Below are 1,881 nucleotides of genomic sequence, written 5' to 3'. Positions count from 1 at the left end.
ACGCTGACCAACGCTGGAGCGTGAAGATCACCTCGGGCACGGCTGCCGGTGCGAAAGGCATACCCGACCCGGAGCGAGACGGTCAAGCCCCCAAGGCAGCTGACACTGGGAATTTGTGCGATCTATGGATGTATCCACAAGGAACGCGCACCGTGAACGGCGAAATAAATTATGCAAAATGGAATAAGGAATACCATCACAGCGACAACTATGTTGAAAATTTTTCTAAAGGTACTAGGCCCCCAGCTCCATATAGCTTTAGGTGTCGCTTCAAAATCGCTGTAGTTGAGTTCGCTCAATCGCCTCGCAACTGTCTCCAGATGTGAGATCAAGTACCAGCCACTGCTCGGATCGAGTGATCGTGTTCGATAAAACGAACCCAATCTGGCTATCAGCCGCATATCAGAGCATTCCACGTCGAATGCATACTGATCGAAGATGTAGCGGAGTGCGGAGCACAACTCGGCGTCCTGCCCGATGACGCGAGACAAGACTTCCGCGCGATCGCCATAGATATACAAGCCTTTTAGCATTGGAAAGTGGCGAAGCATTGGAAAAAATTGACCAAGCCAGGTGGCGTAATAATTTTTTGCGAAACCTACGTCGATCCGCCCGGGTAGTTGGACTGGAATCGAAATTAACGTCAGGCTTCTAAATTCCTCGATCGTTCCACCGTACTTTCTCACCAAATTTTCGAACTCACGCATATCAAGGCTCCCAGCTGAGTTGTCGGTATAAGCAACGGCAATGTCATCGGCTACCATTCCACGACTACGGCCAATTTCTCCCGTTACTTGAATGGGCTATTAGCTTTCATATTTTGGATAAGAACCGGCGCGCTATGTGTCCGCCATCGACGTCTACTTTGCTTCGCCCTACAGGATGGATTGTCAACGATTCAGAGGGCGTCGTCGCATGACCGCCTATGGCTGGGCACGGACGCATGCGGTTTGCATCGATGCGCACGCGAGTGGTTTAGCTGACCGGCGCAACTCGACCCATCACGGCCTTTCGTCGCTGCATGCGAGCAATGGCCGTTAGCGGCGTAGTGTTGTCGCTCTAAAGGCACGGTCCTCCGCGAGATTGACCGCTGGTTGTGGTCGTGAATATCCGTTTGGCGGCCGTCAAAGGCGTAATTCGTCGTCGCTGGCTTGCAGAGGTTTGCAACCGAATGTGGCCGCGCAGCTCCTGATCACCGATCACATGCTAGGGAATAGCCCGCATCTCAAGAAGCGCACCTCAGAAGTAAATCGGTGTCTGAGGTTCACGAATGCTCCCTTTTATCCAGAGCTAAAGCTGGCTGCGTCCCAAGCTCAACGCACGTAGGTCGTCACAACTTGAGTGGTCAGCGAATCGTCAATGCGCCGCAGGATGTCGAGCGCCGTACCGTGCAGTGACAGGGTGCTCGCGCTGGTGTTGTCTGAATCGTGAGTGTTGATGCGCACGAGCGGCAAACGCAGGCTCTCGGCAAACATCCGCACGCTCGGCAGCGCAACGCCCGCGCCAATCTCAATGACAACCGGACGGATGGGAGCCATGCGCCACACTTCCATGCGCAGGCGCTGCGAATTGGTGCGCGCAACGATCCACGCCGGATCGGAGAACAGGAGAAAGTTCGGGCGCGCACTGCCGCCGCAGCGCGGACAGCGTGGGGGCCTTGCGGGCACAATTGAGGGCGGCGCGGCCCAGATCGCCGGTGTGCAGGCGCGCGCACATTGAAAACGGTGGATGGAGCCGTGGCATTCGACGATGCGCGCTTCATCGAAACCAGCGGCTTGAAACTGGCCATCTACATTGCTGGTGTAGACGAAAGCGCCGTGGTGCTTCGCGCGAGCCCACTTGAGCAGCAACTCGTAGCCCGCATGAGGAATGGTGTCGCGA

Annotated in this window: 2 protein-coding genes; both read right to left on the bottom strand. The window is 55.7% G+C overall.

Annotated features, from left to right (window positions below):
• Window positions 1-122 precede the first annotated feature (122 nt).
• Window positions 123-764, bottom strand: a complete 642-nt coding sequence (locus U5782_RS41125; protein ID WP_322049602.1) for a hypothetical protein — start codon at window positions 762-764, stop codon at window positions 123-125.
• Window positions 765-1,313: 549 nt separating this feature from the next.
• On the bottom strand, window positions 1,314-1,881 hold a 568-nt coding region (locus U5782_RS41120; protein WP_322049601.1), incomplete at its 5' end, for an SIR2 family NAD-dependent protein deacylase.

Source organism: Paraburkholderia sp. J67 (genome assembly GCF_905220265.1).
Taxonomy (GTDB): Bacteria; Pseudomonadota; Gammaproteobacteria; order Burkholderiales; family Burkholderiaceae; genus Paraburkholderia.
Note: the sequence above shows the minus strand (reverse complement) of the source record. Positions and strands in the feature narration are given on the sequence as shown.

Bases quoted from the DNA above. Each gene is read 5' to 3' on its own strand.
- U5782_RS41125 (WP_322049602.1), bottom strand. From the start codon at position 764: ATGGTAGCCGATGACATTGCCGTTGCTTATACCGACAACTCAGCTGGG.